Origin of the sequence: Pantoea eucrina (assembly GCF_002095385.1) — a bacterium.
Taxonomy (GTDB): Bacteria; Pseudomonadota; Gammaproteobacteria; order Enterobacterales; family Enterobacteriaceae; genus Pantoea; species Pantoea eucrina.
Map to the genome: position 1 here is coordinate 1 of NZ_MIPP01000049.1, position 24,579 is coordinate 24,579.

Genomic DNA, 24,579 nt, shown 5'->3' on the forward strand with positions numbered 1-24,579 from the left:
AGATTTTGTTTTATATAATTATGACAATAACTATTCGTTAAATAAGGGATCGGTTCTCAATATACTGGACGGCGCAACAGGTAGAGTTGCGCAAATAAACGGTTTAATCAGTGACGGCAGCACAGTTAACGTTTCTGGTAGGGGCTCATACCTGAGCATGCATTCAAGCATAATGGTTGATGATGAGCGATTAACAAACAGCATCATTAATATAGAAAATGGCGGATTGCTCGATACACGGGGGCGAAATAGTAGCAATCAACCTCCAGTAAATATGGTAGCAAATGGAGGCTCAATAGGCATCAACGGCTCAAACTCAACTTTACAGGTAGCTGACCTGGTTATAAATGGAACCGACGTGCAGATCCTAAACGGCGGATTAGCCGACCTGACAGGTAATATGGTCCAGACCGGGGGGCGCCTGCTGCTTGCCGGAGGCGGCACTCTGACGGCAAATACCTTCAGCTTAACCGGAGGCTCAGGCTCAGCCCCGGCAACCCTCCAGATTGGTGATGCCACAAATGGAATAAATGGGCCAGGCGTGATCAATACCCGTTTAACCCGTTCAATTGCCCTGGCTTCAACGTCATCATCGCGTGCAGGCGTGGTATTTGATCACACCGGTTCAGATTATGTTTTTACCCATGCTCTCACAGGCAACGGGGATGTCGCCGTGTTATCCGGCACCACTACTTTGGCTAATCAGAACAGCTATTCAGGCACCACCTCTGTAACCGGCGGAGTGCTGCGCGCGGGAGCGGCCAACGCCTTAAGCAGAAACTCCCGCTATCGCCTGTCAGGCACAGGTACGCTGGACCTGAATGGCCTAAGCCAGGATCTGGGGCAGGTAACCAACGACGGCACCGTCATCGTAAGCGGTTCAGCATCGGCAGCCGTTGTGAATATGAATGCAGGATATACAGGCAGCGGACGGCTGTCAGTGGCTGGCGAGAATACAACGCTTAATATTACCGGACCGTTTACAAATGTGGGCGCTGTTGAGGCGGCATCCGGCGCAAAAATCACTGCAGCTGCGCTGACTAATAATGGCCGGGTCATGCTCAGAGATACCGGGACCACGCTCACGCTCGCAGACGGGCTGACCAGCAATGCTGACTTCAGCGTCACTGGCGGCGCAGCGGTCACGGCCCGGCGCGTGACGAACGGCGGCACTATGCTGCTGAGTGGCGCAGGCAGCAGCATGCGTCTCTCCGGCCAGTATGACAACGCCGGCATCCTGCAGCTTGAAGAGGGTGCTGGCTTTACGTCAGGCACTTTCGTTAACGACGGAACCGTGCTGATTACCGGCAGCGGTACGCAGCTTCACACTGACACCCTGACAAACAACAGCACCGGTCTTATTGACCTTAACGGCTTTAGCCGGACGCTGGGCGACATCATCAACGCCGGTACCATCAACCTTGCCGGGAGCAGCGCCGGTGCGGTGCTGACCGTAAACGGCAACTACACCGGCTATAACGGCCTGCTGCTGTTTGGTACTGAACTGGGCGACGACAGCGCCACTTCAGATCGGCTGGTCGTGACCGGTGATGTAACCGGCACTACCCGGGTCCGGGTGAATAATCTGGGCGGTAGCGGCGCAGAGACGCTGAACGGTATTACGTTGATTGAGGTAGAGGGCAGCGCGGACAGCAGCGCCTTTACGCAAGAGGGCCGCATCGTGGCGGGCGCCTACGACTACCGTCTGGTGCGCGGGAACCGGGACTGGTATCTCACCAACCGTACGGATCTTGAAACCGGGCTTCCCATTATTCCGGATGAAGAAGAGGGCAACGGCAGCGGTGGCGATAATGGTGGCGGTGATGGTGATAGCGGCAGCGGTGATAACAGCGGTGGTGATAACGGCAGTGGCAGCGGGGGCAGCAGCGGTAGCGACGGCAGCGGCAAAGGCGTCATGGTGCTGCGTCCGGAGGGGGGCGCCTATGCGGCAAACCTGGCCACGGCTTCGACGCTGTTCGACACACGCATGAACGACCGCCAGGGCACCTGGTACCTTGATCCGGTCACGGGGGAGGAGAAGCATACTTCGCTGTGGCTGCGCACATCGGGCGATCATAACCGCCTGAACGGCGGTGACGGCCAGCTATCGACCCGGGCGAACAGCTTTGTGACGATGCTGGGTGGTGACGTGGCGGCAACGGATACTACGCGACTGGGCCTGATGGCGGGCTACGGCAACAGCAAGAGCAACACGCAGTCTGATATCACCGGCTATCGCGCAAAGGGGCAGATAAACGGCTACACCACTGGCGTCTACAGCACCTGGTTTGCAGAGGGCACGGACGAAAAGGGCCTGTGGGCAGACAGCACGCTGCAGTACAGCTGGTTTAACAATAGCGTGGATGGTGAGGACGAGGCGGGCGAGTCCTACAGATCAAAAGGGCTGAGCGCCTCACTCTCCACCGGCTATGTGATCCCGCTGGGCGCAAATGCGCGCACGGCATTCTTTCTGCAGCCGCAGGCGCGGGTGAGCTGGTCAGGAATTAAGGCGGATGATCATATTGAGCGCAACGGTACGCTGGTGCAGGGTTCAGGCCAGGATAACATAAGCAGCAGCCTGGGGATGAAGGCGTTCATGAAAGGTCACTCGCAGCTGGATGAGAGTACCGGCCGGCAGTTTGGCATGTTTACCGAACTGAACTGGATCCATAACACCCGGGAGTATGCGGTGCGGATGGACGATGTCAGCGTTTCGCAGAGCGGCAGCCGCAACATCGCGGAGGCGCGCGTGGGAATAGACGGGGCGCTGGGCGGCGGCTTTGGCGTAAAAGGCACCATCGGGCAGCAGGTGGGTGATAAAGGCTGGTCAGATACGGCGGCGGCGGTAAGCATCAGTTACCGGTTCTGAGCCTGTGCGGCCTGATACGGGCCTGCGGCGGCAGGCAACACCCTGCCGCCGCAGCGCCTCTCCTCAGGAGACCAGCGCCTGAGCGTAGTGATAGAGCGCTTTCAGCTGCGCCATCTTATCCGCATCCTCTTCGTGCAGGCTGGCGAGCGACTCCAGCTCCAGCAGAAACGCCTGTACCCGCTCTGGATTTAACGCTTCGCGGCGATGCTGCAGCCAGCGCTGCTGCTCGCGATCGTCGAGGGTGCCGGGGAAATTACGCGCCCGGTAGCGGAACAGCAGCGGATTGACGCGCGCGTCGTTAAACGTAAGATCCAGCGCGGGCAGGTTCTGCGGCGCCGTCTGACGCAGAATATTCATGCCGGCGCGATCGGCATCGCTGAAGAAGCCGTCATAGAGTTGCGCATCAACATCCTCTGACGGCGTAAACGGCTCCGCTTCAGCAAACAGCGTCACCACTTTTTCGCGTACGGCGACGTGCTGGCGCAGCAGGGCGAGGTTCGCCAGACAGTGCTGACGATCGATCCCGAGCCGCTCCGCATCCTCCGGGCGCAGCGTACTGGCCGGGGCCAGCACCGGGCATTTATTGATGTGCACCAGCTTGATCGGCACCGGAGCCGCATCGCCCAGTTCGCTCTGCCGCGTATAGAGGCGCTCGCGCAGCGCATCCGGCTCCAGCTCCAGCAGCGGCGTCATATCGCCCGCCAGGTCCGCCACAATCAGCGCATTTTTATTATCAGGATGCCACGCCAGCGGCACGATCCAGCTGGTATTGCCCCGCGCGGCGCCAAACATACCGGAGACGTGAACCAGCGGCTTCATCTGCGGAATATCAATCAGGGTCATCAGCTTCTGCTTATTACGATGCGCAAACAGAAACGCATACAGCTTCGGCTGCTTCTCTTTGACCAGTTTTGCCATCGCCAGCGTCGCCCATACATCCGACATCGCATCGTGCGCCTGTTCGTGCGCCACGCCGTTGGCTTGCGTGAGATGCTCCAGCTTAAAGCTGGGAAAGCCCTCATCATTTTCCGGCCAGACAATCCCTTCCGGGCGCAGCGCATAGCAGGCGCGCATCACATCCAGCAGATCCCAGCGCGAATTGCCGTTCTGCCAGCTCCAGCCGTAGGGATCAAAAAAGTTGCGGTAGAAGATGTTGCGCGTGACTTCGTCATCAAAGCGCACGTTGTTATAGCCGATCACGCAGGTATTGGGCTGGGTAAACAGCGCGTGGATACGTGCAGCAAACTCCGCTTCCGTAACGCCGCGCGCGCGCGCAACCTGCGGCGTAATGCCAGTGATCATCACCGCTTCCGGCTGCGGCAGATAGTCATCTGCAGGCTGACAGTAGAACACCTGCGGTTCACCCACCGGGTTAAAGTCGGCATCGGTGCGCAGGCCGGCAAACTGGGCCGGACGATCCAGCGACGGGCTCTTCCCGAAGGTTTCATAATCATGGAACAGAAAGGTGAACTCAGAGGCGGGCACGGCGTTATCCTGGATTGAAAAATCAACCCACAGAATAGTCGGGCGTTTCAGTCAGCACAACCCTCATCCATTGCGCTGCGGGCGGGTCTGAGTTTTTTCTGTACGGGACATACTTTTTTTCAATTTATTCAGATATCAAAGCGCTATTTGCCGTACAACGTGCGGCGGTAAATTCATTTTTAAACTGAGGACGATGTGTTGAAAAGGCGTGTGTGGGTAACTCTTTCTGGATTAGTGTTTGTGGCATCAATAGCGCAGGCGGAGGACAGCCTGGCGTTTCCCGTGACGGCGCCGGGTATTGATGCCGCATCATGGGTATTAATGGACGCTACCACCGGGCAGATCCTCACTGCCGGCAATCCGGATGCGGAGCGTAATCCCGCCAGCCTGACTAAACTGATGACCGGCTATGTGGTTGATCGCGCCGTCGATCAGGGAAAAATTACCCGGGATGATGTTGTGACCGTAGGCAAAGATGCCTGGGCGGCCGGAAACCCGGTGTTTAAAGGCTCTTCGCTGATGTTCCTCAAGCCAGGCGATAAAGTCACGGTACGCGATCTGATGCGCGGGGTCATTATCGACTCCGGCAACGACGCCTGCGTGGCGCTGGCAGACTATGTCGCCGGCAGCCAGGAAAGTTTCGTCACCATGATGAACCACTATGTACAGAAGCTCGGTCTGACGCATACCCATTTTGAAACCGTGCACGGCCTCGATGCGCCGGGTCAGCACACCACGGCGCGCGATCTGGCGGTGCTGTCGCGCGCCATTATTAATGGCGAGCAGGACTTTTACGCCATGTACAGCGAAAAGACCCTGAGCTACAACGGCATTACGCAGAACAACCGTAACGGCCTGCTGTGGGATCAGCATCTGCATGTCGACGGCATGAAAACCGGGCATACCGAGAGCGCCGGGTTCAATATCGTCGCCTCCAGTGTTGAAGGGCGTCACCGGCTGATTGCGGTGATCATGGGCGGCAAAAGTTCCAAAGGACGCGAAGAGCAGGCGCGCAAGCTGCTGACGTGGGGGCAGAGCAACTTCGATACCGTGCAGCTGTTCCATGCCGGTAAGAAGATCGGCAACGAAAACGTCTGGTACGGCAATCCGCATAAAGTCGAGGTAGGCACCACGCAGGATATCTATCTGTCTCTGCCGCGCAGCGAAGTGGCTAACGTGATGGCGAAATATGTTATCGATCGCAAAGATCTTACCGCGCCGCTGAAAGCGGGCGAGCAGATTGGTGAGATTCAGGTACTGGATAAAGACAAACAGCTGGCGAGCTATCCGCTCTATGCGCTGCAGACGGTTGAAGAGGCGGGCATTCTTACCCGTATCAGCGACTACGTGAAGCGTAAACTCTGACAGGTTTAACCGTGGCGTTATCGCTGCGTTTCTTTATTGAAAGCAGAATGTAACGCCACGGTTACCTGATACGTACGGATAGAAAAAAAGCGGGAAAAAGCGGCGGCAGGGGCTGAAGCCAGCTGCCATGCCAGGGTAACATAGCGCGCAAATTTTTCCCGTTTCCGGATCACCATGTTACGCGCTGACAAGCCTGTCTCGTCGATTGAATTCTGGTTCTACCGCCACTACCGCGCCGTACACGGCGTGCGTATCGCAATCGCCTTTGTGCTCTGCTTTCTGTTTGTCAGGCTGACAAATATTCCCGAAGGTACCTGGCCACTGATTACGCTGGTGGTGGTAATGGGACCTATCTCAACCTGGGGAAACGTGCTGCCGCGCGTGATTCAGCGCATCAGCGGAACCTTTGCCGGGCTGATTTCCGGACTGATTGCGCTGAAGCTGGAGCTGATCTCGCTGCCGCTGATGCTGGTCTGGTGCTTTGCGGTAATGATTGTCTGTGGCTATCTGACGCTGGGCAAACATCCCTACATGGCGCTGCTGATTGGCATCACGCTCGGCGTGGTAGTAGGGGCGCCAGCCGGTGATTTCACCGTGGCGCTGTGGCGCGGCGGCGATGTGATTTTAGGCTCGCTGATGGCGCTGCTGTTCAGTGCCATCTGGGCGCAGCGCGCCTATATCCACTGGCGTATACAGCTTTCAGATGCGTTTGTCAGCATGGCAAAGATCCATCACGCCGGCTTTTCCCCTAATCTGGTCGAGAAGCCGCGTCTCAATACGCGCTTTCAGAAGCTGCTCAGCAGCGTGATCAGAATGCGCGCGCTGCTTGAGCCCGCCAGTAAAGAGACGCGTATTCCAAAATCGGTGTTTGAAGCGATCCAGACCATCAACCGTAACATGGTCAATACCATGCAGATGCAGATTGAAGCCTGGTGGGCCTCACGCGAGAGTCATCTGCTGCTGCTCAGTGCACCTGCGCTGCGGCGTACCCAGCAGATGACTGAAGAGACGCTGAACGCGCTGGCGCTGCTGCTGCAAAAAGGCGAGACGGAACAGGTTATCGCAAACAGCCACGCCCTGGAGGAGATAGTGCAGGAGCTGGAGGCGCTGATCGCCAGCGGCAGCGCGCAGCTTGAAACCACGGCGATTTACGGCTACGTCTGGCTGAGCCTGGAGCAGGCGCGGCAGCTGGAGCGCATGACCGATCTGGTCCGGCTGGCGCTGCGTAAATAGTTTTCTCCGGCAACCACTTAGTGCGAATCGCCCTTTCTTTGCGCTAAGATAAGAACCAGTCTGAAATTTGCTGTGAGAATTGCTAACCCGGCTCAACAGCCGCTAAGCTACAACTCTTGACGTTATATGACTATTCCGCCTGCTGCTGCAGGCCTTAAGAAAGGTGCCAACATGGAAAATGCCAAGCAATCATTTCAGGACGTGCTGGAGTTTGTGCGTATGTTTCGTCGTAAAAACAAACTGCAGCGCGAAATTCACGATAACGAAAAGAAAATCCGTGATAACCAGAAACGTGTGTTGCTGCTGGATAACCTGAGTGAATATATCAAACCCGGCATGAGCGTGGAGGCGATCCAGGAGATCATCGCCTCTATGCGCGTGGACTATGAAGATCGCGTGGATGAGTACATCATTAAAAACGCCGATCTGTCGAAAGAGCGTCGCGACCTGTCGAAAAAACTGAAAAGCATGGGTGAGCCGAAAGGACACTAAGTGCGGCAGTAAGGTTTCACTGTGACGAGGTCGCCATTATGGCGACCTTTTTAATGCCTGCGCCAGGACCTGCAGCTGGCGGGCAATTTCGCTGTTATCCAGGCCATCCTGCTGCGGAGCGGCCGTGGTTTCGCGCAGAATCAGCCCGGTCTCGAGCAACGGCGCAGGCAGCGTCTCTCCGGCCAGCTGCGCCAGGATCCGGTCCACGCTGATACGCCCAAGCTGCTGCAGATCCTGCCGGATGGTGGTCAGCGGTGGCTGATACCAGGCGCTCTCTGCGGTGTCATCGTAACCAATCAGCGAGATATCCGCCGGGATCGCCACGCCGTGCTGGTGTAGCGCGCGCATCGCACCCAGCGCCATCTGATCGTTAGCCACCAACAGCGCCTGCGGCAGCCGATCCGGCAGCAGGGTGAGCAGTGCCTGATAGCCGGACGCCGCGCTCCAGTCACCCTCCAGAACACAATAAGGCTGCAGCTGATGCTGTGCCAGCGCCCGCTGCCAGTCCGCAAAACGTGCGCGGGCAGAGGCTGAGCGCGCCGGACCGTTGAGCACGCCAATTTCACGATGCCCCAGCGCCACCAGATGATCCACAGCCTGCCGCGCCCCGCAGCTACTCTGATACTGACACTGCGGCACCGGCGCGCAGGTTTCGACATCAAGAAACAGGGCGGGTTTACTGCCGCACTGCTGCTGAATCTGCGCCGCCTGTGCGGCATCCAGCGGCAGGTTAATCAGCAGGGCATCAACGCGCTGCGCCAGCAGCTCATTGACCGTATCGGATGCGGCGCTCTGCGCGTTAGCCATGGCGATCACCAGGTGATACCCCGCCGCCGCGGCCCGCTGCTGAATCGCAGAGGCGATCTGCGCCGGCGCCATCAGCGCCAGATCGCTGGTGGCCAGTCCCAGCGTGCGCGTTGCCTTTCCCGCCAGCTGCTGCGCCACGCGGTTGGGTACGTAGCTGAGTTCTGCCATCGCCGCCTCTACCCGGGCGCGCGTGCGTGCCGAGACCTGCGACGAATGGTTCAGTACCCGGGAAACCGTTTGATAAGAGACGCCGGCCAGGCGGGCGACATCATCCAGCGTTACAGAGCGCGCGGTCATTACATTCTCCTGAATTGACTGCGGCGAGTGTAACAAATTTTCCCGTTAGTCACCTGTTCCCGCGTTGTTCAGAGCCGGGTAACGCCCATGGCTGCCGCCTGCTGCTCCCACGCGAGCACCTCATCATAGTAGCTGCGGCGGGGCACGGAGAAACCGGCCAGCAGGTTAGCCTGCATCAGCGGTTTAAAATCCTCAACGTTGGCCAGTTCAAATAAGGCGCTGCGCAGTTTTTCCAGCAGCAGGCTATCGGTGCGGGAAGAGGTAATAAGCGGCAGGGCCGGGCAGAGCGGCGTCTCGCCAATAATTGTCACATCGGCCAGCGCCTGCGGCTGATACTTCTGCAGCAGCGCCCAGGTAATGCAGTCAATGGCGGCGATATCCGCTTCATTGCGGCGCAGCGCCGCCAGCGACTGCTGATGGCTGCCGCTGAAGTGCGTTTCGGCAAAAAATTTACCGTTCTCTGCAAGCGGTGCGATCGCATAGCGCAGGGCGTTGTAACCGGAGTGTGAGTCAGCGCTGTTGCATACGGCACGGCGTCCGCGAAAATCTTCCAGCATGCGGGCGTTCTCCGCCTGGCGCACCACCAGCCAGCTGCGATAACGCAGATCCTGGCAGCCCGCTGCGCACGACTGCATCGTACCAACCAGCTGTACCTCCGGCAGCTGACTGACCAGCGCATAGCCGCAGGTCTGGCTCAGCAGCAGATTGTCGTCGCGCCAGTGGGTAAGCAGATCGTCCGGGGCGACCACCTCTGCTGTCACATCGCGTTTTGCCAGCAGTTTCAGCAGCGCGCTGGTTGTCGCCGCCGTCGTCGCGCTGTCGATGTCATACATAGGTAAAGAGATAAGGTGCATAGGGCATCCCTGAGTGCATCAGCCTGTTCGGCAAATCAGTGTTTAAGGATAGCTGAGATTGATAAACGAGAGGGTGGCTGCGGTTGTACAAAAAAGTTGAAGATGCGCACGAAAACTATTGGCTATCACTGCCTGCCGCGCTGGCGTACCCTCTGTTTATCGATTTATGCACACGTAACGCCAGGCGGTCCTGTCGCCGGCGGGGAGCACTGAAACATGAAAAAAATTGGCTTTCTCTCATTTGGTCACTGGACGCCGTCACCCCATTCTGCCACCCGTTCGGCGCAGGATGTGCTGCTGCAGTCTATCGACCTTGCGGTGGCGGCAGAAGAGCTGGGGGCCGACGGCGCCTACTTCCGCGTCCACCATTTTGCCCGTCAGCTGAGTTCGCCGTTTCCGCTGCTGGCGGCGGTGGGGGCGAAAACCCGCCGCATTGAAATCGGGACTGGCGTTATTGATATGCGTTATGAAAATCCGCTCTATATGGCAGAAGACGCGGGCGCAGCCGATCTGATTTCCGGCGGCCGTCTGCAGCTGGGGCTGAGCCGCGGTTCACCGGAGCAGGTGATTGAGGGGTATCGCTACTTTGGCTTTGATCCCCGCGCCGGCGAGAGCGACGCGGATATGGGACGCCGGCATACCGAGGCGCTGCTGGACGTGCTGCGCGGTGAGGGGTTTGCAAAGCCAAATCCGCAGCCGATGTTCCCGAACCCGCCAGGCTGCTGCGCCTGGAGCCGTTCTCTGAAGGGCTGCGCGAGCGTATCTGGTGGGGCTCCGGCTCAAACGCCACTGCCGTCTGGGCCGCAGAGCAGGGGATGAACCTGCAGAGTTCTACCCTGAAAGATGATGAAACCGGCGAACCCTTCCATGTGCAGCAGGCACAGCAGATCCGTGCCTACCGTGCAGCCTGGGCTGCCGCAGGCCATCAGCGCACGCCGCGCGTGTCGGTGAGCCGCAGTATCTTTGCGCTGATGAATGATACCGATCGCGCCTATTTTGGCCGCGGTGGTCAGGATCAGGATTCAGTCGGTTTTCTGGATGAGAAGACGCGCGCCATTTTCGGCCGCAGCTATGCAGCCGAGCCGGATCGCCTGATAAAGATGCTGGCAGAAGATGAGGGTATTGCAGAGGCAGATACGCTGCTGCTGACTATTCCAAATCAGCTCGGCGTGGATTACTGCGCGCACGTTATCGACAGCATCCTCACCCACGTCGCCCCGGCGCTCGGCTGGCGTTAACCGGCCGTTTGAAACCAGGGCCGCATAAATGCGGCCCCTACGTTGCATTATCATTCATGGCGCCCTGGCCGCGTATAAAATCAGGGCCGCATAAATGCGGCCCCTACGTTGCATTATCATTCATGGCGCCCTGGCCGCGTATAAAATCAGGGCCGCATAAATGCGGCCCTTACCGCCATTACAGGGGCGCCATTCATGGCGCCCTGACCGCGTATAAAACCAGGGCCGCATAAATGCGGCCCCTACGGTACACCATCATTGTAGGGGCGCCATTCATGGCGCCCTGGCCGCCGATGAAAACCGGCGCCGCTATGTGGTACCGCGCTCCCACCACAGCTTGTCCAGCGCATAATAGCGGTCGCGCTCTTCTTCTGGCTGATTGAGATCGCGCTTCCACGGCTTGGCGAGGATATAGTGCAGGTTTTTAACCTTATCCTGCTGCCACATAGCGCTGTGCTGAAATGGCAGCGTCTTCAGCGCGTTATAGATATAAGAGAGCGGCAGCCAGCGTCCGGCAAACACCTCATTCAGCAGATCCTGCTCGGAGAAGGGATAGCGCTTAAGATCGTCAATCTCCTGCACTTTCTGCTGCAGCCAGCTGAACACAGCGTTATCCGGTTTCAGCACCAGGAAACCGCCATTGAGATAAGCATCAAGCGTGGCGGGCGCCGTTTCACCCCGGTCATGCCAGGTATAGTGACAGTTTTCTGGCTGCCAGCTGGCCGGATAGCTCGCAATCTGGTTTGGATTACAGCGGCAGGCGTGGCAGGCGGCCAGCGCATACTTACCCATATCCAGCGTAAACAGCTCATCCATATTCTGCAGGACCAGCATATCGGCATCCAGAAAGACCACGCGCTCATAGTCGGTCAGCTCCCACGCGCGTAGTTTACTCCACACCTCGCCAAACTGTGCCGAGGCGTAGTGCTGCTCCAGCGCGCTGTCAGGCATCAGCGGTGCGACCGGATGGATCACGCAGCCCGCAGCCTGCAGCGCAGCGCGCGTGTCAGCATCGATTGCATCCGTTACCATCACAACCAGCGGCCAGCGGGTTTCACTGCGCTGAAGCGAACGGTGCAGCGCTTTCACGCCAATAACATAATCGGGCTGCGTCAGCAGCGTTACCCAGGCGAACATACTCTCTCCCTGTACAAACATCAGTCAAAAAGCGCGGTGGTATAGTCGTTACTGAAACGACGGGCAGGATCCAGCGTCTCACGCACCGCGCGGAACGCATCCCACTGTGGATAGATATCGCGCCACTGATAGCGCTGCGGATCGTAATATTTCCCCCAGTGCGGACGTCCGCCTTCGGCAGCCAGCAGCTTCTCCACCTCCGTCAGAAAATGCAGGCCCTCCTGCGACAGCGAGCCATCATCCGCGTAGTAGACTACAAAGCCAAAGAAGCAGGAGGGCTGCTGATGTGACGGGCTCAGCCAGCCCTCCGAGGCGCCGGTGCAGCGCAGGATAATCGGGTAGTGCATATGCGGCTGATGCTCAGCGTACCAGGCTTTGATTTTGCTGATAACCTGCGGCGTTCTATCGAGCGGCACGGCAATTTCTACGTTGATCTGCGGCACCGCAATACCGCGACAAAAAAGCTGATAAATATCGCCGCTGACATCGGTGAAATCGCGGAACCGGGTGACGGTGCGGAACTGTTTACCGCCTTTACCGTGGATTTGCGTATCGCGGTGCATTTGCGCCAGCGTCTGATCGATCGTATGGTTCAGGCTGCTGTCGGCGTTATCGCCATGCTCAATCACCTGACGTCCGTTGGCGTGCCAGGCCTGCGTATCCTCATCGCTCGCCTGTTCAGCGTTCCAGACGTGCATCAGGTTGTCATCGACAAACCACCAGGCTTTGCTCAGCTCATAGTCGCTATTCCACTTCAGCAGATCCTGCTCCAGTCCATCGGCACTGACGGCAAACTTGTAGCAGGTAAATAAGCGAAACGGCTGGGTGCGCAGCGTAACCGCCGTCACGACGCCAAGCGAACCCAGTGCAACCTGCGCTGCCGGAAACTCGGGCTCACCGCGCGTAAACTCGCGTACGCTGCCATCAGCCAGCACCATACGGATGCGCAGCGCTTCATCGGCCAGTGAACTCTGCTGTAAACCCTGACCGTGAGTGCCGGTCGCCAGCGCGCCGGCCAGCGTCTGAACGGCAATCACGCCCGGCGAAGAAGCGAGCATGCGATCGCGTGCGGTTAAGGTGTCGTAAACTTCCTGCAGCAGCGTACCGGCTGCAAAAGTGATGGAATTGTCATCTTCAGCCACCACGCCGGTAAAGGCGCTCAGGTCGAGCAGCAGGTCATCAGGCTGCACGCAGAGCATCCGGCCTGGCGACAGCCGGCTGCCGACCAGACGCACTTTTCCGCGCGTATCGCGCAGCAGCTGCTGTAGCTCAGCTTCCGTTTGCGGCTGATGCAGCTGCTGACGCTGGCCCACGACAGAGTTCTGCGCCCAGTTCCACAGGGCCGTATCATGTTCAGTATCCTGGGTGTTGCGTAACGGATAGAGAAGGGCATCTTTGTTCACTTCAGTGTTCCTTAGTCTCAGGTCTGTGACGGTCCCGTTGATGAGATCAAGCGTAGACCATCACAGCGAACCCGCAGACGACGGGGCCTGGCGAATGTAACGCAGCGTTGCCGCCACGGCCAGCTGGCGGTTGCGGCGGATGGTTTCCGCTTCGCTGTCGTCAGGCGTGAACAGCGTATGAAAGGTGTAGCGGTTCGACACATGATGCACGCAGATACTGCTGATCAGGCGGTGCACATCCACGCTGTTAAGGTCGCGGTAAAACAGCCCCTGCTGCTGGCCACGCGTCAGTATCGCTTCAAGCAGATCGAGCGCGCTGCGGTTAAGCGTTTTGATCCGCTCAGACTGCATGATATAGCGCCCGCGCAGCAGGTTTTCGCTGCAGACCAGCCGCATAAAGTCCGGATGCGCCACATGATAATCAAAGCTCGCCTCAACCAGTTTGATCATCGCCTGTTCCGGTTCAAGCGAGGCAAGCTGCAGGCTGGTTTCATGCTCGCGCATGGCGCGATACACCTGCTCCAGCACCTCAATGTAGAGCGCTTCTTTGCTGGTGAAGTGATAAACCACCATGCGTTTCGTGGTCTGCGCCAGCGCTGCAATCTGCTCCATGCGCGCGCCCGGCAGGCCATATTCGGCGAAAACAGAGAGCGCAGCCGCAATGATACGGCGCTTTAATCCTTCCGGATCATTTTTGCGTTTACCGGGGGTCTCAGACATGGTTTTCACAGCGTTGATTAAAAACCCCATGATAACACAGGCATACTCCAGCCCGGACAGCAGTACGTGTGGCGCGAAGCCAGCGGTGAATTTCAGGCCGTAAGGAGCGAATTTAGAGAGCGCGCAGAGAGGAGATCATTTTTACTATAGGGCTGTTTTTTAGACGCAGTTCAGGAGAAATTATGTCAGTTCCCTCTTTAATCAGTACCAAAGAAGCTTCCCGGCTTAGCGCCTATGCGATGGGCATCGGCAGTGAATTAAATATGAAAGATGTTACCCGGCCAAAAAGTATGCTGGAGCGTGTTGTTGATATTTTTACATTTGGCGGAGTCAGAAGAGAAAAGGAGGAAGTCTATAAGTCAGTGATAGCTCAACTCAGAACCGAACTTCGTGATAGAAAAGCTACGCCAGATTCACTGCAAAATATGGAAAAAATAGAGCTACATCTTAATAAAATGGATATTACGTTAAGGCCTGATAGCCGGTATAACGTAATGCAGATTATCGTATCCAGAGGAAGCGAAAAGGCAGAGGGTTTTGTACCTGACAGCAATTTTACTGCTCTCTGTTCATCGATCATGCTCAGAGAAAAATTAGGGCTCAGCAGGGATAATGATCTTCTTATGCCATCAGGAGAAATTAATCTTACAGATATTCATGAAGCTAATTTGAATGCGAAGGATATTTTTTCGATTCTTAGTAATGTGCCTCCTCAGATAAAATTAATTACAACTGAAGAGAATACAGATAGGTTAAAACGTGAATATGATGAATTATCAGGAATGAATAATAATACTAAACCTTCTGTTAGCAATGAACCAGAACCAAAGATAAATACCTTAGAAAAAAGCATAACAAGCAATGATATAGTTTCTTTTATCGAATTTCGAAAAAATTCTGAGTCTGATCTCGGTCCTGCTACAGGATGTTCTTCGAGTATATATTCAGACAGCGACACGTTGAGTCAATATTCCACGCTTGAAGGAGATACCGAAAGCAATACAACTCTTTATCACAATATGCGAAACCGCAAAGACATGTCGATTAAAGTGAGTTAACTCTTCCATTGCTACCAAAGCCTGACCCTTCTGGCCAGCCTGATACATCACCAGCCAGTACCACATCAAAACGCAACACAGCAAAAAGCCCGCTCAGGTTTCCCTGAGCGGGCTTTTCTAATTCTGGCTCCTCTGACTGGACTCGAACCAGTGACATACGGATTAACAGTCCGCCGTTCTACCGACTGAACTACAGAGGAATCGTGTGAACGAGGCGAATAGTAGCGAGCCCGATCCCGCTTGTCAAAGCCGTACTGCACACTTTTGGTTTAAGTGCGCGCAAAAGCACCATTCTGCTGCTTTTCTGCCTGATATGGTGGCAAAGCAAACTGCCAACAGGATCTCACTTCAGAGGCATTTCCGCTGAGATGTTAGAGGCGTGTCAAATTTTTGCGGTTTGCTGATTTTAAAACAACCGTTTCAGTGCTTTTATGATGAAAATTTCATATGAAGCAAGTATGAAACAAATGAACTGCTTATCATCACGCCGGAAACTATTTTTTACCCGGTGGCGGTGACAGCAAAATTAACCTGTTGATAGGGAGCGCGTTCTTCAGAACAACATCAGCTGGCTTCAGCGCGAAAAGTGCAACTATCCAAAATCTGTACCCATAAATAACGCCAGCCGCGGTGCGCAAAGGCAAAAAATTTTTTTCATTTACCTGATGCATCATGCTGTGCGTGCGTTAACCAACAATAAGAAGGTAGAAGGTGCCCTATGAAATTTAAAAAAGCGTTAGTCACTTCCCTGTTGGCCTGCATGTTGCCCGCTGCGGTTATGGCGAAAGATCTGCAGGTTGGCGTCTCAATGGCGCTGTTTGACGACAATTTCCTGACCATTCTGCGCACGGCCATGCAGAAAGAGATGCAGAAAGATAACGTAAAAGGCCAGCTGGAAGATGCCAAAGGGGATGTGTCACAGCAGCTGCAGCAGGTACAGAACTTTATCGGACAGGGCGTGGACGCCATCATCGTCAACCCGGTGGATACCAACGCCGTGAAACCGATTATGGACGCGGCGAAAAAAGCCAACATTCCGCTGATCTTCGTTAACCGTAAACCTGCCGGTGAACTCACGGACAAGATGGCGTATGTCGGCTCAGACTCCGAGCTGGCGGGTCGCCTGCAGATGGAAGCGCTGGCTAAAGCGATGAACGGCAAAGGCAACGTGGCGATCCTGATGGGCGATTTAGCGAACGAATCAACGCGCGACCGCACCAAAGGGGTGGAAGCGGTGGTCGCGAAATATCCCGATATCAAAGTGGTGCAGAAACAGACCGCAAAATTCACCCGTAACGACGCGGTGGATGTGGTCAGCAACTGGATGACCGCCGGCGATGACATCCAGCTATCGCCTCTAACAACGATGAAATGGCGATTGGCGCACTGCAGGCGCTGGGTAAAAACCCGAACCATATCCTGATCGCCGGCGTGGATGGCACCCCGGATGCGCTGCAGATGCTGAAAAACGGCAAAATGGTCGCCACGGTTTTCCAGGATGCCAGCGGGCAGGGTGCAGGCGCAGTGCGGGCTGCGGTGAGCCTCGCAAAAGGGGAGAAAGTTGAGAAAGTGATCAACATCCCTTACCAGCTGATCACCAAAGAGAACATGGCGCAGTTTGAGAATCGCAACCAGAAATAACCGCTCTCCCCTTAAGCCGTATGGAGGTGATGTATGACCGCTTTTGCGCTTGAAGCCGAAGGCATCAGCAAGTTCTTCCCCGGAGTGAAGGCGCTCGATAACGTCTCACTGCGAATCAGGCCGGGGTCGGTACATGCCCTGATGGGCGAGAATGGCGCAGGCAAATCCACGCTGATGAAATGCCTTATCGGGATTTACCGTCCCGATAAGGGCACTATTCGCATCAAAGGGGAACCCGTGCAGTTTCAGGACACCATGGACGCGCTGCGTTCCGGCATCTCGATGATCCATCAGGAGCTGAACCTGGTACCGCATATGACCGTGGCGGAGAACATCTGGCTCGGGCGTGAACCGATGAAGTTTGGCTTCGTCGATCACGCCCTGCTAAACCGCCAGACGCAGGAGTTGCTCAACAAACTCAATATTCGCCTCAAAGCGGATCGCATGGTGGGCGAGCTGAGCATTGCGGCACAGCAGATGGTGGAGATTGCCAAAGCGGTATCGTGGAACTCTGACGTGGTGATCATGGATGAACCCACCTCCGCGCTGACCGAAACCGAAGTGGCGCACCTGTTCACTATCATTCGCGACCTGCGGGCGCAGGGCAAGGCGATTATCTATATCAGCCATAAGATGGATGAGATTTTTACCATTACCGATGAGATCAGCATCTTCCGCGACGGCACCTGGGTCGGCAGCAACGATACCAGCGCGTTTACGCGGCAGTCGCTGATCACCCAGATGGTAGGGCGTGAGCTCACCCAGCTGTTCCCTAAATTCAACGGCACCATCGGCGACGATGTGCTGACGGTGCGCGGCCTGAGCAGCAAAGAGCGCTTTAGCGATATCAGCTTCAGCGTGCGCAGAGGAGAAATTCTGGGCGTGGCCGGGCTGGTGGGCGCAGGGCGCAGTGAGGTGATGGAGAGCCTGTTTGGCATGGAGAGCTACGACAGCGGTGAAGTGCTGATTGACGGCGTGCCGGTCAGCATCGATTCGCCCTCCACGGCCATCGAGAAAGGCATGGCGTTTCTGACCGAGGATCGCAAGAAGTCAGGGCTGTTTCTGGTTCTCTCAGTAATGGAGAACATGAGCATCGTTAACATGCCCGGTTACACCGGCAAAAGCGGCTTTGTCAGCCATGTGAAAATGGCGCAGGACTGTATGGAGCAGATCCGCAAGCTCAATATCAAAACCCCGACCATGGATCAGATCATCAATAACCTCAGCGGCGGTAACCAGCAGAAAGTGCTGATTGCGCGCTGGCTGCTGGCACAGCCGAAGATCCTGATACTGGACGAACCGACCCGCGGCATCGATGTGGGAGCCAAAGCAGAGATCTACCGCCTGATCAGCGAACTCGCTAATCGCGGCGTCGCTATCATCATGGTCTCCTCTGAGCTGCCGGAAATTCTCGGCATGAGTGACCGCATCATGGTGATGCACGGCGGGCGCATAACCGGCATCCTCAGTAAAGAAGAGGCCGATCAGGAAACCATTTTGTCGCTGGCATCTGAGTGAGGCTTGAGATCCCTATGAATAATGTAAAAGCTACGGCCCCGCAGGCCACTGAACAAAGCTCCTTCTTCAGTAATCTGCGCCACAAGCTGCCGAAAGATACCGGCATTTTTGTGGTGATGTTAGGCATTGCGCTGATTTTTGAAATTGCCGGCTGGTACGTACGCGACCAGTCTTTTCTGCTCAACACCAACCGTTTAGTTCTGATTGTGCTGCAGGTCGCCATCATCGGTATTATCGCGGTCGGCGTTACGCAGGTCATTATCACCACCGGTATCGATCTCTCCTCCGGCTCCGTTATCGCCCTGACGGCGGTGGTGGCGGCAAGCCTGGCGCAAACCTCAGAAAGCCTGTCGCCGATGTTTCCCTCGCTGGTTAACCTGCCTGCGGCTATCCCTATTGGCGCCGGTATTGGCGTCGGGCTGCTGTGCGGCGTCATCAACGGCGTGCTGATCACCCGCACCGGTATTCCGCCCTTTATCGCCACGCTGGGGATGATGGTGTCCGCGCGCGGTCTGGCGCAGTACTATACGCAGGGTAATCCGATCAGCTTTCTGTCAGACAGCTTTACCTCGATTGGTCAGGGCGCCATGCCGGTTATCATCTTCCTGGTGGTGGCGTTCCTGTTCCACATCGCGCTGAAACATACCCGCTACGGCAAATATGTCTATGCGATTGGCGGCAACATGACGTCAGCTAAAGTGTCCGGCATCAACGTTAACAAGTATCTGATCATTGTCTACACCATCGCCGGCGCGCTCTCGGGCCTGGCAGGCGTCGTACTGGCAGCACGCGTCAGCAGCGGCCAGTCAAGCATGGGGATGGCGTATGAGCTGGATGCTATCGCCGCAGCGGTTATCGGCGGCAGCAGCCTGATGGGTGGCGTGGGGCGTATCACCGGCACGCTGATCGGCGCCGTGATCCTGGGACTTATCAAAAGCGGCTTTACCTTCGTGGGCGTGGACGCCTATGTACAGGACATCATCAAAGGCATGATCATTGTGGCTGCGGTTTCCATTGATATGCATCGCAACCGCAAAAAACGCTGAGTCACCTCGCTCTGCGACACGGCTGACCCCGGCATAACCGGGGTCAGGCCGGAGGCGGCACGCGACGCTACCGCCTCTCCGTCATCACTTTTTTGCACGTCTGCCTTGCAGGTTTTGCACCAGCAGAGTGCATGCCATCCTCCGCTTTACCCGCCCGCTGCGGCATCAGCACACTCTGTTTCCTTTCGGGCAATCACAAAAGCTTATTTTCCAGTCTCTTAATTACCACTGTCCGCCGTTTTTTTCCGCGATGAAATAACTGGCCTGCTTATTGCAAAACTCTGTTTATCGGCCAGCAGGCTACGCGCCCTTCAGGGGTTAACCGGATTGACGGAGGCAACATGAACTTAAGACGGCTGAAATATTTTGTGAACATCGTCGATATCGGCAGCCTGACCCGCGCCGCCGAAGTGCTGCACATTGCGCAACCGGCGCTCAGTCAGCAGGTGGCGACGCTGGAGAGCGAGCTGGATCAGCAGCTGCTGATCCGCACCAAGCGCGGCGTAACGCCCACCGACGCGGGTAAAATCCTCTATGCGCACGCCCGCACCATATTGCGCCAGTGTGAACAGGCGCAGGCCGCCGTCAGCAAAGCGGGCCAGACGCTGAGCGGACAGGTTTCTATTGGTCTCGCACCCGGCACGGCCGCCTCTTCTCTGACCATGCCGCTGCTGCAGACCGTGCGCGAGCAGTATCCGGACGTGCTGGTGTATCTGCATGAAAACAGCGGCAGTTCGCTGAATGATAAAGTGCTGAACGGTCAGCTCGATATGGCCGTGCTCTACGATCGCTCGCCGGCGGCTGGCGTGACCAGCCTGCCGCTGCTGAAAGAGGAGCTCTATCTGGTCGGCGCCACCGCCTGTCCGGGATCGGCGGTGGATCTGGCCGACGTGGCGCAGATGAACCTGTTCCTGCCGCGCGACTACAGCGCGGTGCGCAAGCGGGTAGACGAAGCGTTTTCACTGCGCCGCCTGAGCGCGCGCATCATCGGCGAAATTGAATCGATCGCCACCCTGACCGCCGCGATCTCCAGCGGGCTGGGCGTAACCGTGCTGCCTGAATCCGCGGCCCGGGCGCTGGTCAGCTCAACGCACGCCTGGATGGCGCGCATTACCTCACCGTCGCTGACGCTGCCGCTGTCGCTGAATATGTCTGCGCAGCTGCCGCTCTCACCTGCGGCGCAGGCGGTCAAAACCATACTGCTGTCGCTGCTGAATAAGCCAGCGGTTGCCGATCGCGAGCTGATGCTGGTGGGCTAAAAACCACAGCATCGCGATAACGCTCTTTATTACTAAACCGCATAACAGGCGGTTTTTTATTATTTGTTGTATTGACGCCTGCTCCCTACCATGGCGAAAACCGTGCCAGAAGGGAGAGAGGATGTGAATTTCCAGCAACTTAAAATTATTCGGGAAGCCGCCCGCTGCGACTTCAATCTGACTGAAGTTGCCAACACGCTGTTTACCTCGCAATCAGGGGTCAGCCGGCATATCCGCGATCTGGAAGATGAGCTGGGCGTAGAGATATTTATCCGGCGCGGAAAACGTTTGCTGGGCATGACGGAGCCGGGCAAAGCGCTGCTGACCATAGCCGAACGCATTCTCGATGAGGCGGGCAAGGTGCGGCGTCTGGCCGATGTGTTTACCAATGAGACCAGCGGCGTGCTGACGATCGCCACCACCCATACCCAGGCGCGTTACAGCCTGCCGCGCGTCATCAAAGCGTTCCGCCAGCTCTATCCCAACGTGCGGCTGGAGCTGAATCAGGGCTCGCCGCAGGAGATTGTCGCCATGCTGCTGGCCGGGGAAGCGGATGTCGGTATCGCCTCCGAACAGCTGGTTAACCACGCCAGCCTGGCGGCTTTCCCCTGGTTCAGCTGGCATCACTCGCTGCTGGTGCCGCCCGGGCATAAACTGCTGCAGCAGCAGCCGGTGTCGCTTGAAAGCCTGAGCGCCTGGCCGTTAATCACCTACCGACAGGGGATCACCGGTCGTTCACGCGTGGATCGGGCGTTTCAGGCGGCCAGCCTGCGGCCCGATATTGTGCTGAGCGCGCAGGATTCTGATGTGGTGAAAACCTATGTTGAGCTGGGGCTGGGTGTTGGCGTACTCGCCGATCAGGCGTGTGATATCTATCAGGGCGAAAACCTGGTCAAGATTGATGCCCGTCACCTGTTTGAAGCTAACACCGTCTGGCTTGGTCTGAAGCGCGGACAGCTGCAGCGCAACTATGTCTGGCAGTTTCTGGAGCTCTGCAACGCTAATTTGTCGCTGGAGGAGATCAGGCGACAGGCGCTCTCCTATGAGAGTGAAGAAGAGCCGGCGCTCGATTTTCAGATCTGAGGCTGTCAGGCTCGGCAGCGGTGTGGCACTCTTCTTCTGCATTCACTAAGGGAGAACCGCATGAGCATGACGTTGCGTGATATTACGGCGGCCGACGCCGCAGCGGGCCATGCCCTGACGCAGCAGGCGGGCTGGCCACACCGTCCTGAGGACTGGCAGCAGCTGATTGCGCTGGGTGAAGGCGTGGTGATGGAGGAGGCGGGACGACTCTCCGGCTGCGCGCTTGGCTGGCGCTGGGGAAGCAGCGCAGCCACCATTGGCCTGGTGGTGGTGGATCAGCAGGCGCGCGGACGCGGTATCGGCCGCAAGTTAATGCAGGCGCTGATTACGCGCTTCGCCGGCTGCACGCTGCGCCTGCATGCAACGGAAATGGGCAAAGGGCTTTATGCACAGCTGGGATTCAGGGAGTGCGGTCAGGTATGGCAGTACCAGACGGCGGCATTAGCCGCGCCTCCCGCTATAGCGCTGCCGCCAGCGCTAAGCCTGGAGCCGGCATGCAGCGCAGCCTGTGCGGAACTCTGCACGCCCGACTGGCAGGCGACCGGCCTGCAGCGTGCGCGTCTGCTGCAGCAGTTGCTGCCCGGCAGCGTGCTGGCACGCGATGCGCAGGGAGTACAGGGTTTTGCCAGCCTGCGTCGCTTTGGCCGCGGCTGGACCATCGGCCCGGTTATCGCCCGGGACGGCAGCGTGGCGCAGGCGCTCGTTGCCGCGCTGCTGCAGACGCTGACCGGTCAGTTTGTCCGGCTGGATACGCCAGACGCCGGGCTGGCGAAGTGGCTGGCAACGCTGGGTCTGCAGCAGGTCGATGCGCCGCACATTATGGTGCACGGCACCCCCTGGCGCCCGACAGAGGAGATGCACTGTTTTGCGCTGGTCTCCCCGGCGCTGGGTTAGGCAGCCAGCGGGCGCAGTCAGGCCATAATCCGGCAGATCCTCTGCACGCCCGTTTCTGTCAGCTACCCTTAAAAGCTGACAACAGCCTTTAAGGGAGCAGCGGGATGAGTAAAAAAACCAGCGATTTTTTTGTCGAGCGCCTGCAGGCGTGGGGCGTCACGCGCATTTATGGCTATCCGGGCGATGGCATCAACGGGGTGCTGGGCGCTATCCAGCGCGCCAATAAAGCGGGTGCCGGCATTGAGTTTATCCAGGTGCGGCATGAAGAGATGGCAGCATTTATGGCTGCCGGCCACGCCAAATTTACCGGTGAGCCTGGCGTCTGCCTCTCCACCGGCGGGCCGGGCGCTACCCACCTGCTGACTGGTCTTTACGATGCGAAAATGGATCATGCACCGGTGCTGGCGATCGCCGGACAGGCTGAAGTGACCGCGCGCGGCGCCAGCTATCAGCAGGAGATGAACCTCGATCGTGTGTTTGCTGATGTCGCTAATTTTGTTCAGGAAGCGGCCGCACCGGCGCAGATCCAGCATCTGGTCGATCGCGGCGTGCGCATTGCGAAAGCGCAGAACGGCGTAGCGGTGCTGATCCTGCCGAAAGATATTCAGGATGAAACCTGGCAGCCACCGCAGCACGCGCACGGTTTTACCCACTCCGGTCCTGGCTATCAGCGTCCGAAAATCGTGCCGTATGAAGCAGATCTGCAGCGTGCGGCAGAGGTCCTCAACGCCGGCAGCAAGGTGGCGATCCTGATCGGTGCAGGTGCGCGCGGCGCGGCAGTGGAAGTGGTGCAGGTTGCGAATCTGCTCGGCGCGGGCGTCGCCAAAGCGCTGCTGGGTAAAGATGTGCTGCCGGACGATGCGCCGTTTGTCACCGGATCAATCGGCCTGCTCGGCACTAAACCGTCGTGGGATCTGATGCAGGAGTGCGACACGCTGCTGATGATCGGCACCGGCTTCCCGTGGACCGAGTTTTTACCTGCCGAGGGCAAAGTGCGGGCGGTACAGATTGATATCGATCCGGCGATGCTGGGCCTGCGCTATCCCTGTGAAGTCAACCTGCACGGGGATAGCGCCGAAACGCTGCGGGCGCTGATCCCGCTGCTGCAGCACAAAAGCGATCGCCACTGGCAGGAGCAGATTGCGCTGCAGGTGCGCGACTGGTGGCAGCTGATGGAGGAGCGGGCGCTGGCGCCGGCTAATCCGGTTAATCCACAGCGGGTAGTGTGGGAGATGTCGCCGCAGCTGCCGGATAACGCTATTGTCACCTCGGATTCCGGCTCCTGCGCCAACTGGTTTGCGCGCGACTATCGCGTGAAGCAGGGGCAGCGCGCCACGCTCTCCGGCGGTCTCGCCTGTATGGGTGCCGCTGTACCGTTCGCTATCGCCGCTAAGTTTGCTTATCCCGATAAACCGGTTGTGGCGCTGGTCGGAGACGGGGCGATGCAGATGAATAATATGGCTGAGCTGATCACTATTCAGAAATACTGGCAGCAGTGGGACGATCCACGACTGATTGTCTGCGTGTTTAACAACCAGGATCTTAATCAGGTGACCTGGGAGCAGCGCGTGATGGAAGGCAATCCGCGCTTCGAGGCGTCACAGCAGCTGCCCGATGTGCCCTACGCGCGTTTTGCCGAGAGTCTTGGCCTGCAGGGGATCGTGGTGGATAATCCGGATGAGTTAGCCGCCGCCTGGCAGCAGGCGCTGAGCGCAAACCGCCCGGTGGTGCTGGAGGTGAAAACCGATCCGGAAGTCGCACCGCTGCCGCCGCATATCACCTTTAAGCAGGCGAAATCCTTTATGGCCTCCATGGTTAAAGGTGATCGCGGCGTGGCACAGATTATCGGTGACACCGCCAGTCAGCTTATCCGCCCCAAACGCTGATTCCGTCAGGTATCTGTCGGTTATCCGGGCGCCATAAATGGCGCCCCTGCGGGGTTATGTTCGGGGGCGATAAATAACGTATCCCCCGGTGCTCGCAGGGGACGCATTTATGCGTCCCTGGCGTCGTTTATGCGCCGTGCCCGGTTGTTACCAGGGCGCCATAAATGGCGCCCCTACAGATTATGTGCGGATGCGATAAATAACGTATCCCCGTTGCCGCCGTAGGGGACGCATTAATGCGTCCCTGGCGTCGTTTATGCGCCGTGCCCGGTTGTTACCAGGGCGCCATAAATG

Annotated in this window: 17 protein-coding genes, 1 tRNA gene and 2 pseudogenes; 13 read left to right on the plus strand and 7 right to left on the minus strand. The window is 57.4% G+C overall.

All coding sequences use genetic code 11. The features are described from left to right. Positions 1-358: 358 nt before the first annotated feature. Positions 359-2,869, plus strand: coding sequence for an autotransporter outer membrane beta-barrel domain-containing protein (locus tag HA43_RS16360; RefSeq protein ID WP_158086454.1), 2,511 nt, complete (start codon positions 359-361; stop codon positions 2,867-2,869). 63 nt (positions 2,870-2,932) lie between these two features. Here the strand turns inward: HA43_RS16360 and sbcB are convergent, their stop codons facing one another. Beyond that, positions 2,933-4,354: an exodeoxyribonuclease I gene (gene sbcB / locus HA43_RS16365; protein WP_039385286.1), complete on the minus strand. Its 1,422-nt coding sequence runs from the start codon at positions 4,352-4,354 to the stop codon at positions 2,933-2,935. Positions 4,355-4,549: 195 nt separating this feature from the next. Here sbcB and dacD point away from each other — a divergent pair, with 195 nt between their 5' ends. The 3 genes from dacD to HA43_RS16380 all read left to right on the plus strand — a co-directional run bounded on the left by dacD (position 4,550) and on the right by HA43_RS16380 (position 7,444). Then, positions 4,550-5,719 carry a serine-type D-Ala-D-Ala carboxypeptidase DacD gene (gene dacD, locus HA43_RS16370; RefSeq protein ID WP_094112140.1) on the plus strand — a complete coding sequence of 390 codons (1,170 nt, stop codon included), beginning with the start codon at positions 4,550-4,552 and terminating at the stop codon, positions 5,717-5,719. A 174-nt stretch (positions 5,720-5,893) separates the two neighbouring features. Next, a complete protein-coding gene (locus tag HA43_RS16375; protein ID WP_039385281.1) occupies positions 5,894-6,952 on the plus strand; it encodes an FUSC family protein in 1,059 nt (352 codons plus the stop codon). Between the two features lie 171 nt (positions 6,953-7,123). Continuing rightward, positions 7,124-7,444 carry a DUF496 family protein gene (locus HA43_RS16380; protein WP_039385998.1) on the plus strand — a complete coding sequence of 107 codons (321 nt, stop codon included), beginning with the start codon at positions 7,124-7,126 and terminating at the stop codon, positions 7,442-7,444. A 36-nt stretch (positions 7,445-7,480) separates the two neighbouring features. On the opposite strand, the gene HA43_RS16385 is transcribed toward HA43_RS16380, so the two are convergent. Together HA43_RS16385 and HA43_RS16390 are read right to left on the minus strand one after the other, a co-directional pair. Then, the gene (locus HA43_RS16385; RefSeq protein ID WP_039385279.1) at positions 7,481-8,548 is read right to left on the minus strand and encodes a LacI family DNA-binding transcriptional regulator; all 1,068 of its coding nucleotides are present in this window, start codon (positions 8,546-8,548) and stop codon (positions 7,481-7,483) included. Between the two features lie 68 nt (positions 8,549-8,616). Next, positions 8,617-9,402 carry a phosphate/phosphite/phosphonate ABC transporter substrate-binding protein gene (locus tag HA43_RS16390; protein WP_039385276.1) on the minus strand — a complete coding sequence of 262 codons (786 nt, stop codon included), beginning with the start codon at positions 9,400-9,402 and terminating at the stop codon, positions 8,617-8,619. Positions 9,403-9,618: 216 nt separating this feature from the next. Between HA43_RS16390 and HA43_RS16395 the strand changes: the two are divergent. Further along, positions 9,619-10,640 (plus strand): annotated as a pseudogene (locus HA43_RS16395) (LLM class flavin-dependent oxidoreductase). A gap of 309 nt (positions 10,641-10,949) precedes the next feature. Here HA43_RS16395 and HA43_RS16400 read toward each other — a convergent pair. Genes HA43_RS16400 through HA43_RS16410 form a run of 3 tightly spaced genes read right to left on the minus strand, consistent with a single transcriptional unit; the run spans position 10,950 to position 13,900 of the window. Then, positions 10,950-11,777: a glycosyltransferase family 8 protein gene (locus HA43_RS16400; protein ID WP_094112141.1), complete on the minus strand. Its 828-nt coding sequence runs from the start codon at positions 11,775-11,777 to the stop codon at positions 10,950-10,952. Between the two features lie 20 nt (positions 11,778-11,797). Then, complete coding sequence (locus tag HA43_RS16405) at positions 11,798-13,180, minus strand: D-arabinono-1,4-lactone oxidase (protein WP_094112142.1); 1,383 nt, start codon at positions 13,178-13,180, stop codon at positions 11,798-11,800. A gap of 60 nt (positions 13,181-13,240) precedes the next feature. Continuing rightward, a complete protein-coding gene (locus HA43_RS16410) occupies positions 13,241-13,900 on the minus strand; it encodes a TetR/AcrR family transcriptional regulator (protein WP_094112148.1) in 660 nt (219 codons plus the stop codon). Between the two features lie 182 nt (positions 13,901-14,082). On the opposite strand from HA43_RS16410, the gene HA43_RS16415 reads away from it, so the two are divergent. Continuing rightward, positions 14,083-14,958 (plus strand): hypothetical protein, encoded by an 876-nt coding sequence (locus HA43_RS16415; protein WP_094112143.1) that lies wholly within the window; start codon positions 14,083-14,085, stop codon positions 14,956-14,958. A gap of 124 nt (positions 14,959-15,082) precedes the next feature. Here HA43_RS16415 and HA43_RS16420 read toward each other — a convergent pair. Then, positions 15,083-15,158: transfer RNA gene (locus HA43_RS16420), tRNA-Asn, on the minus strand. Between the two features lie 518 nt (positions 15,159-15,676). Between HA43_RS16420 and HA43_RS16425 the strand changes: the two are divergent. The 7 genes and pseudogenes from HA43_RS16425 to HA43_RS16455 all read left to right on the plus strand — a co-directional run bounded on the left by HA43_RS16425 (position 15,677) and on the right by HA43_RS16455 (position 24,285). Continuing rightward, positions 15,677-16,599, plus strand: a pseudogene (locus HA43_RS16425) (sugar ABC transporter substrate-binding protein). A 33-nt stretch (positions 16,600-16,632) separates the two neighbouring features. Further along, a complete protein-coding gene (locus HA43_RS16430; protein ID WP_039385263.1) occupies positions 16,633-18,117 on the plus strand; it encodes a sugar ABC transporter ATP-binding protein in 1,485 nt (494 codons plus the stop codon). A gap of 14 nt (positions 18,118-18,131) precedes the next feature. Next, the gene (locus HA43_RS16435; RefSeq protein ID WP_065648961.1) at positions 18,132-19,163 is read left to right on the plus strand and encodes an ABC transporter permease; all 1,032 of its coding nucleotides are present in this window, start codon (positions 18,132-18,134) and stop codon (positions 19,161-19,163) included. A gap of 341 nt (positions 19,164-19,504) precedes the next feature. Next, complete coding sequence (gene nac / locus HA43_RS16440) at positions 19,505-20,422, plus strand: nitrogen assimilation transcriptional regulator NAC (protein WP_094112144.1); 918 nt, start codon at positions 19,505-19,507, stop codon at positions 20,420-20,422. Between the two features lie 123 nt (positions 20,423-20,545). After that, positions 20,546-21,505: an HTH-type transcriptional regulator Cbl gene (gene cbl, locus HA43_RS16445; protein ID WP_094112145.1), complete on the plus strand. Its 960-nt coding sequence runs from the start codon at positions 20,546-20,548 to the stop codon at positions 21,503-21,505. A gap of 60 nt (positions 21,506-21,565) precedes the next feature. Then, the gene (locus tag HA43_RS16450; protein ID WP_094112146.1) at positions 21,566-22,399 is read left to right on the plus strand and encodes a GNAT family N-acetyltransferase; all 834 of its coding nucleotides are present in this window, start codon (positions 21,566-21,568) and stop codon (positions 22,397-22,399) included. A gap of 104 nt (positions 22,400-22,503) precedes the next feature. Beyond that, complete coding sequence (locus HA43_RS16455) at positions 22,504-24,285, plus strand: thiamine pyrophosphate-requiring protein (RefSeq protein ID WP_094112147.1); 1,782 nt, start codon at positions 22,504-22,506, stop codon at positions 24,283-24,285. The last annotated feature ends 294 nt before the right edge of the window (positions 24,286-24,579 follow it).

Bases quoted from the DNA above. Each gene is read 5' to 3' on its own strand.
- HA43_RS16375 (WP_039385281.1), top strand. From the start codon at position 5,894: ATGTTACGCGCTGACAAGCCTGTCTCGTCGATTGAATTCTGGTTCTAC.
- HA43_RS16380 (WP_039385998.1), top strand. From the start codon at position 7,124: ATGGAAAATGCCAAGCAATCATTTCAGGACGTGCTGGAGTTTGTGCGT.
- HA43_RS16385 (WP_039385279.1), bottom strand. From the start codon at position 8,548: ATGACCGCGCGCTCTGTAACGCTGGATGATGTCGCCCGCCTGGCCGGC.
- HA43_RS16390 (WP_039385276.1), bottom strand. From the start codon at position 9,402: ATGCACCTTATCTCTTTACCTATGTATGACATCGACAGCGCGACGACG.
- HA43_RS16400 (WP_094112141.1), bottom strand. From the start codon at position 11,777: ATGTTCGCCTGGGTAACGCTGCTGACGCAGCCCGATTATGTTATTGGC.
- HA43_RS16410 (WP_094112148.1), bottom strand. From the start codon at position 13,900: ATGTCTGAGACCCCCGGTAAACGCAAAAATGATCCGGAAGGATTAAAG.
- HA43_RS16415 (WP_094112143.1), top strand. From the start codon at position 14,083: ATGTCAGTTCCCTCTTTAATCAGTACCAAAGAAGCTTCCCGGCTTAGC.
- HA43_RS16430 (WP_039385263.1), top strand. From the start codon at position 16,633: ATGACCGCTTTTGCGCTTGAAGCCGAAGGCATCAGCAAGTTCTTCCCC.
- HA43_RS16435 (WP_065648961.1), top strand. From the start codon at position 18,132: ATGAATAATGTAAAAGCTACGGCCCCGCAGGCCACTGAACAAAGCTCC.
- nac (WP_094112144.1), top strand. From the start codon at position 19,505: ATGAACTTAAGACGGCTGAAATATTTTGTGAACATCGTCGATATCGGC.
- HA43_RS16450 (WP_094112146.1), top strand. From the start codon at position 21,566: ATGAGCATGACGTTGCGTGATATTACGGCGGCCGACGCCGCAGCGGGC.
- HA43_RS16455 (WP_094112147.1), top strand. From the start codon at position 22,504: ATGAGTAAAAAAACCAGCGATTTTTTTGTCGAGCGCCTGCAGGCGTGG.